3 protein-coding genes are annotated in these 3,061 nt (G+C 71.6%); 2 read left to right on the top strand and 1 reads right to left on the bottom strand.

All coding sequences use genetic code 11. The annotated features are described in order from the left end of the window. Positions 1 to 42: 42 nt before the first annotated feature. Positions 43 to 1,200: a Glu/Leu/Phe/Val dehydrogenase dimerization domain-containing protein gene (locus tag ACFRMQ_RS39710; RefSeq protein WP_380735771.1), complete on the bottom strand. Its 1,158-nt coding sequence runs from the start codon at positions 1,198 to 1,200 to the stop codon at positions 43 to 45. Positions 1,201 to 1,396: 196 nt separating this feature from the next. Here ACFRMQ_RS39710 and ACFRMQ_RS39705 point away from each other — a divergent pair, with 196 nt between their 5' ends. Both ACFRMQ_RS39705 and bldC read left to right on the top strand, forming a co-directional pair. After that, entirely contained in the window at positions 1,397 to 2,320 is a 924-nt protein-coding gene (locus ACFRMQ_RS39705; RefSeq protein ID WP_380735770.1) for a hypothetical protein, read from the top strand. Between the two features lie 497 nt (positions 2,321 to 2,817). Further along, positions 2,818 to 3,024, top strand: a complete 207-nt coding sequence (gene bldC / locus ACFRMQ_RS39700; protein WP_014137253.1) for a developmental transcriptional regulator BldC — start codon at positions 2,818 to 2,820, stop codon at positions 3,022 to 3,024. Positions 3,025 to 3,061 lie beyond the last annotated feature (37 nt).

Below are 3,061 nucleotides of genomic sequence, written 5' to 3'. Positions count from 1 at the left end.
GTGGAGGCCCCCCGCGCATCACGGGTCCGCTCGCGGGCCGGATCAGGCGCGGCGGGCGGCGGGCAGCAGCACCGTGCGCAGGGCGCTGATCTCGCGCATCCGCTTCTCGGCCAGGCGGTCGGCGGCGACCGCCGGCGGGATGCCGTCGGAGGCGGCCCGGGTGAAGATCTCCAGGGTGGTGTCGAAGATCTTCGTGGCCTTGTTCTTGGCCCGGTCGAAGTTGAAGCCGTCGATCTCGTCGGCGACCTGGATGACGCCGCCGGAGTTCACCAGGTAGTCCGGCGCGTAGAGGATGCCGCGGTCGGCCAGGTCCTTCTCGACGCCCGGGTGGGCCAGCTGGTTGTTGGCCGCGCCGCAGACGATCGAGGTGCCGAACTCGCCCAGCGCGGCGACGACGGAGTCGGTGAGGGCGCCGCCGAGGGCGCACGGGGCGTAGACGTCCAGCTTGGCCTGGAGCAGGGCGGCGGTGTCGGCCACCACCTCCACCTCCGGGTGGGCCGCGCGCACGCGGTTGACGGCCGCCTCGAAGGGGTCGGTGACGACGACCGTGGCGCCGTCCGCGACCAGGTGGCCGACCAGGTAGTGGCCGACCTTGCCGACGCCCGCGACGCCGACCCGCTTGCCGCGCAGGGTCGGCTGGCCCCAACGGGCCTGGGCGGTGGCGCGCATGCCCTGGAAGACGCCGAAGGCGGTCAGGATGGAGGAGTCGCCGGCGCCGCCGTTCTCGGGCGAGCGGCCGGTGACGAACTCGGTCTCGCGGGCGATGACGTCCATGTCCTGGACGTAGGTGCCCACGTCGCAGGCGGTGATGTAGCGGCCGCGCAGGGACTCGACGAAGCGGCCGTAGGCCCGGAGCATCGCCTCGTTCTTGTCCTTGTTCGGGTCGCCGATGATGACGGCCTTGCCGCCACCGAGGTCCAGCCCGGCCAGCGCGTTCTTGTAGGACATCCCGCGGGACAGGTTCAGCGCGTCCTCCAGGGCCGCCTCCTCGGAGGCGTACGGGAAGAAGCGGGTGCCGCCGAGGGCCGGGCCCAGGGCGGTCGAGTGGATGGCGATGATCGCCTTGAGGCCGGAGCCGCGGTCGTGGCAGAGGACGACCTGCTCGTGGCCGTCGCCGGGGGCGCCGTCCTGTTCGGTACGGAAGATCCTGCTGAGCACGCCGGATGCGGGGTGCGTGGCGGGGGTCTGTACGTCGGTCACTGTGGTGACTCCAGTATCGAAGGCCCGCTGCTGTGGTGCGGGCGCCTAGGGCGAAGACTAGTCGCGCGCGGGCCGCCGATCGGCGGTCTTGCGCCAGCGGGGCCCGGGCGTCCGAGGGGTGAGACGGGAAGGGGCGCGGCCGCGGTCGCGAACGGTTCGGGGCGCGCCCTCCCGGGGCGGCGCGGCGCGTGCGACCATGCAGGACGTGACCGTCGTACGCACCTCCGTACAACCGCCCTACGCCGCCCACCTGCGGGTCTACGAGCCGCTGTCGGCCCATCCGGAGCCCGAGCGGTCGCGCTGGCAGGCCCGGGTGGCGGAGTACGGGCCGGACGCCGCGGAGCCGGCCCAGCCGGTGGCGGCGGCGGTGCTCGCGGAGCAGCGCGAGGCGCTCGCCGAACTGGCCGCCCGCACGCCCAGGGCACTGCCCGAGAAGGAGAGCGGGCGGGCGTACCTGCGGGTGGTGGACGGCGTGCTGTACGTCTGCCCGTGGGCGACCAGGCTGCGCAGTTGGCAGGCGCTGGAGGAGTTGCGGGCCGGGGCGCCGGTGGCGCTGCTGGACACGGCGCTGCCGCCGGTGGCCCGGGCGGCCGCCGAGGCGGACCGGGAGCGCTGGCGGGCCGACCACCCGGACGCCCGGCCGTGGATCCTGACCAGCCGGTGGGAGGTGCCGGTGCGCTGGTTCCTGCCGTTCGGGGACGAGGACCGCTGCTTCGTGCCGGGGGGCACGGAGGGCGCCGACGGGGCGGAAGGGGCGGCGGGGGAGCGGGGCCGGCCGGCGGCACTGTTCTACCTGGTGCCGATGGCGCAGGCCCGCCGACGGGTGGCGCGGGCCCTGCGGGCGCTGCGCGAGGCGGTGCCGGAGGGGGAGCTGGTGCGGGGGGCGGAGCGGATCGGCCGCTGGCTGGAGGAGTTCCACCCGCGCTCGCTGGTGGAGCTGGACTACGGGGGGCTGGTGCATCTGCTGGGCCCGGAGCGGCTGTTGGCGGACCGTTCGGCGGGGGAGCTGGAGGAGGGGCTGCGCGCCCTGCGGGCGGGGGACACCGCCGAGGCGCTGCGCGCCTACGGGGAACTGACGGTGCGGTGGAACCGGGTGCTCGCCCTGCGGGATGCGAACTGACGTCCGACCGCGCGTGTATGACTGTCAGAGGATTCGGGGGACTTAGGGACCGAAACCGTGATGACCAAGGTCCTGGTTCGGGTCAATACCTGTCGAACGTGACACTACTCACCGTTGACGCGAACTTACCCCTATGTGCAAAAATGGGACAACCGGCCCAACTTCACGCGCGCGTGCCCACTTTTGGGTGGTTCTGGAGTCGATGCGTGCTTTGGGGGGAAACGGAGGGTCTGATCCCTTCGTTACCGGATGTCATCATTGCGTGACTGTCCGTTATGGGGTGGTCCATCGCCATCCGTCGGGCTTGAACCCGTGAGGGGTCAATTTTGGCGGTTTGGTCGATAGGGCTGGACGGATGGTGTAGTTGTAGACACCAGGACAAGCCGTTCGTCCTATAACCGACTCGGCCCGTCTATGCCATTTCGGGCATCGCGGGCCAAGGTGCAGAATTTGAAGGATAGAACCGCCCTGGTTCGGTTCTCCCGAGGAGGCCGCTCATGACCGCTCGTACCCCTGACGCTGAGCCGCTGCTGACGCCGGCAGAGGTTGCCACCATGTTCCGCGTGGACCCGAAGACGGTCACCCGCTGGGCCAAGGCGGGCAAGCTGACGTCGATCCGCACGCTCGGCGGTCACCGCCGTTATCGCGAGGCGGAGGTGCGTGCTCTGCTGGCTGGGATTCCCGCCCAGCGCACTGAGGCCTGATAGGCCAAAGGCTCTTTAAAGGGGCCGCTTACCGGAC

Source organism: Kitasatospora sp. NPDC056783 (genome assembly GCF_042789895.1).
GTDB lineage: Bacteria > Actinomycetota > Actinomycetes > Streptomycetales > Streptomycetaceae > Kitasatospora.
This window is presented reverse-complemented; position numbering and strand designations above follow the sequence as displayed.

What these genes read in the sequence shown, in the direction of transcription:
- ACFRMQ_RS39705 (WP_380735770.1), top strand. Translation starts at nt 1,397, where the DNA reads ATGCAGGACGTGACCGTCGTACGCACCTCCGTACAACCGCCCTACGCC.
- bldC (WP_014137253.1), top strand. Translation starts at nt 2,818, where the DNA reads ATGACCGCTCGTACCCCTGACGCTGAGCCGCTGCTGACGCCGGCAGAG.